We start from the raw sequence: 3,752 nt of genomic DNA on the forward strand, positions 1-3,752 counted from the left end.
GGCTGGGCGCCGCCGTAGCGACGGTCGTAGCCGCGCAGCTTCCACAGCGCCACCGCGCCCACCCAGGACGCGACGAAGAGGCCCACCACCACGTAGCCGAGCTGCTCGAAGTGGTCGGCGACGGCCGCGTACCCGGCGAGCGCGGTCACCCCCAGGTGGTCGACCAGCAGTCCGGCCAGGTAGACGCTGGCCACCACCGCGCCGACCAGCACCGTCATCGCGGTGGTCGCCAGGTTGTAGTACAGCCGCCGTGCCGGCTGCCGGTACGCCCACGAGTAGGCGCGGCTCATCAGCAGGCTGTCCGCGGTGTCCATGGCGGACATCCCGGCGGCGAACAGCAGCGGCAGGGTGAGCAGGGCCAGCACCGGCAGCCCCCCTCCGGCGGCGGTGCTCGCCGACAGCGCCAGCAGGGTGACCTCGCTGGCCGTCTCCAGCCCGAGGCCGAAGAGGAACCCCACCGGGGCCATGTGCCAGGAGGAACGGACCAGCGCCCGGGCCCGGCTGCCGAGCACCCGCTGCACCAGCCCCCGGTTGAGCAGGTGCAGGTCCAGCTCCCGCTCGTCGAGGTCACCGTGGCGCAGCCGCCGCCACAGCCGGGCCAACCCGCCGAGGACCACGGCGTTGAGCGCGGCGACCAGCGCGAGGAACAGCGTGGCGGTGACGATCGCGACGGTGGCGCCCAGCTCGCGGGCCTGCTCCAGGCCGGGGCCGGTGAGGTTCGCCGAGGCCAGCCCGACGATCAGGGCGAGGAGCAGCACCACCGCGCTGTGCCCGAGCGCGAAGAAGAACCCGACGCCCACCGGCCGCCGGCCCCGCAGCAGCATCAGCCGGGTCGTGTCGTCGATGGCGGCGATGTGGTCGGCGTCGAAGGCGTGCCGCACGCCGAGCACGTACGCGAGCGCGCCGGCGCCGGCCAGCCCGCCGGCCGCCACGGGCTGGTCGTTCCAGTACAGGTACAGGCTCCAGCCGGCGATGTGCAGCACCGCGACGGCGAGCACGATGCCGCCGAGGCGTACCCGCTCGGCTCGACTCCACCGGCCGGCCGGTGGCGCGGTGCTGACCACGGTCGAACTCATCGGGCTCCTCCACGTTCGTCGGGGTCCGCGACGCGGATGGCGTCGACGGGGCAGATCTCCAGGCACTCCAGGCAGCCGGTGCAGCGGTCGGCGCGGACGGTCAGCCCGCCGGCGACCGGCCGGATCGCGTGGGTGGGGCAGGTGAGCAGGCAGGCGCCGCAGCCCTGGCAGGCGCCGATGGTCACGATCGCCACCGGTACCCCCGGGGTGTGACCATCCGCCCGGCGACCAGGCGGGTGTCGCTGCTGCCGACCACCACGACGCTGTACATGTCGACGACGCCCGGGTCGAGGGTGGCGAGGGTGGCCAGGTGCACCCGCTCGCCGGGTCGGCTGGCGTTGCGCACCACGCCGACCGGGGTGTCCGGTGGCCGGTGGGCCGCGAGGATGCCGAGCGCCTTGCCGAGCTGCCAGTCGCGGGCCCGGCTGCGCGGGTTGTAGAAGAGCGTCACGAAGTCGCCCTGCGCGGCGGCGGTCACCCGCCGCTCGATGACCTCCCACGGGGTGTGCAGGTCGGACAGGCTCAGGTAGGCGTGATCGTGACCGAGCGGGGCACCGAGCAGCGCGCCGGCGGCGAGCGCGGCCGTCACCCCCGGCACGCCGACCACGTCGATCCGCTCGTCGGCGTACTCCAGGGCGGGGCTGGCCATCGCGTACACCCCGGCGTCGCCGGAGCCGACCAGCGCGACGGCCCGGCCGGCGGCGGCCTCGGCGACGGCGGCGCGGGCCCGCTCCTCCTCCGCGCCCAGTCCGCTGGAGAGCACCCGGGTGCCGGGTCGGAGCACGTCGCGTACCTGGTCGAGGTACTGGTCGAGGCCGACCACGACGGCGGCGCGGCGCAGCTCGGCCACCGCGCGGGGGGTGCGCAGGTCCGCCGCGCCCGGGCCGAGCCCGACGACGGCCAGCCGGCCGCGCGGCGCATGCCGCGCCACCGCCACGGTGGCCATCGCCGAGGCGGTCTTCGGCACCAGCAGCGTGGCGTCGCCCGGCCGGCCGGCCGGCCCGAGCAGCGCCGCGGCCTCCGCCACGCTCGGTGTGCCGACGGCGGCGCGGACCACCTCGCTGGGGTGCGGCACGTCGACGGCCGCCAGCTCCGTCGCCGACCAGGTCACCAGGGGTACGCCGTGCGCGTCGGCGGTGCTCAGGATGCCCGCCTCGTCGGCCTTCACGTCGGCGCTGGCGAGGCAGCGCAGGCTCGCCGGGCTGAGGCCCGCCTCGGCCAGCACCCGGTGCAGCAGCTCCGCCACCTCCGTGGCGGGTACGCCCCGACTGGCGCCCACGCCAGCGACCAGCGACGGGGGCCGCAGCACCGCGGTCCGCCCGTCCAGCGGCACCTCCCGGTCGGTGACCAGCAGCCGGTACCCGCCCTCCGGCGCGTCGCCGCCCTCGCCGGCGGGTTGCGGACGGACGTTCGGTGGCAGCGCGGGCAGCGGCCAGTCGGCGTCGGCGACGAGCCGGACCGGCTCACCGTCCAGGATGGCCCGGGACACCGCGGCGACGGCGCCCTGCACCGGCCAGCCCAGGGTGTCCAGCCCGGGCAGGCCGACCGCGTCGGTGGCGGTGGTGACGACCGGCCGGGCGTCGAGCAGCGCGCCGACCTGCTCGGCGAGGTCGTTGCCGCCGCCGGCGTGCCCGCCGAGCAGCGCGACCGCGTGCCGGGCGGCCTCGTCGACGACCACCACCGCCGGGTCGGTTCGCTTGTCGCCGAGCAGCGGGGCGAGGATCCGCACGACCGCGCCGGTGGCCAGGAAGGCGACCACGGCGTCGCACTGCGTCCAGGCGGTGCGCAGCGCGTCGGCGACGCTGTCGCCCTCGACCAGCCGGGCGTGTGGCCAGGCGGTCGTGACGGTGTGGGCGTGCCGGCGGCCGGCGGCGGTGGCCGCGACCAGCCCGATCCGGGTGGGCGTACTCAGGTGGTTCACGGGCGCTCCCCGGTGAGGACGACCACCGGGTTGGTGGCCGCGAGGCGGATGGACCCGCCGGGCAGGTCGGCGAGGCGGGCGGCGGAGAGCTGGCTGCCCTCGACCGTGTATCCGGCGGCGCGCAGCAGGCCGACGGTGGGCGCGACCCGGTCCAGCGCGGCCAGGGTGAGCACCACCCGGTCGGGCCGGCGGGCCGCCACGGCGGCGAGGACCTCGGCCCCGCCACCGCCGACGAAGACCGCGTCCGGCTCGGGCAGGCCGGCCAACGCCGCCGGCGCCCGCCCGACGACCAGCCGGACGTCGACGGCGTGCGCGACGGCGTTGGCCCGGACCGTCTCGCCGGCGCGGGGGTCCTGCTCGACGGCGAGCACGGCCGCTCCGAGCAGGGCGCACTCGATGCCGACGGAGCCGCTGCCCGCGCCGATGTCCCAGACGAGCCGGCCGAGCCGGGGGCGCAGCCGGGCGATGACGAGGGCACGCACCTCCGACTTGGTGATCATCGAGTCGCGGTGGGCGTAGCGGCTCTCCGGCAGCGCCCAACCGCCGGCCGGCGCGGCGGCCGGCTGGTTGTCAGCCCGCATCCCACCCGCCGCCACCTGGCCGGCGTCTGCGGTGTCCGGTGTGGCGATGCTGAGCAGCACGTGCGGGTCGGACCACGTCCCGGCGGCCGCCTGCTCCGGGGTCACCTCGCGGACCCGTTCCGCCTCGGTGCCCAGGTGCTCGGCGACGACCAGGCGGCGGGCTTCACCCCGGAC

General features: G+C 77.1%; 4 protein-coding genes. All 4 read right to left on the reverse strand.

Annotation, left to right across the window (positions count from 1 at the left end):
• The coding region (locus tag DKT68_RS00500; RefSeq protein ID WP_109815475.1) for a HoxN/HupN/NixA family nickel/cobalt transporter at positions 1 to 1,076 on the reverse strand (1,076 nt) is incomplete at its 3' end.
• Positions 1,073 to 1,270: a DUF362 domain-containing protein gene (locus tag DKT68_RS00505; protein ID WP_109815476.1), complete on the reverse strand. Its 198-nt coding sequence runs from the start codon at positions 1,268 to 1,270 to the stop codon at positions 1,073 to 1,075. The genes DKT68_RS00500 and DKT68_RS00505, both read right to left, overlap by 4 nt.
• Complete coding sequence (cobJ, locus tag DKT68_RS00510; protein WP_109815477.1) at positions 1,258 to 2,997, reverse strand: precorrin-3B C(17)-methyltransferase; 1,740 nt, start codon at positions 2,995 to 2,997, stop codon at positions 1,258 to 1,260. The genes DKT68_RS00505 and cobJ overlap by 13 nt, the downstream gene beginning before the upstream one ends.
• The coding region (gene cbiT / locus DKT68_RS00515) for a precorrin-6Y C5,15-methyltransferase (decarboxylating) subunit CbiT (RefSeq protein WP_109815478.1) at positions 2,994 to 3,752 on the reverse strand (759 nt) is incomplete at its 5' end. The genes cobJ and cbiT, both read right to left, overlap by 4 nt.

Origin of the sequence: Micromonospora acroterricola (assembly GCF_003172955.1) — a bacterium.
Lineage (GTDB): Bacteria > Actinomycetota > Actinomycetes > Mycobacteriales > Micromonosporaceae > Micromonospora > Micromonospora acroterricola.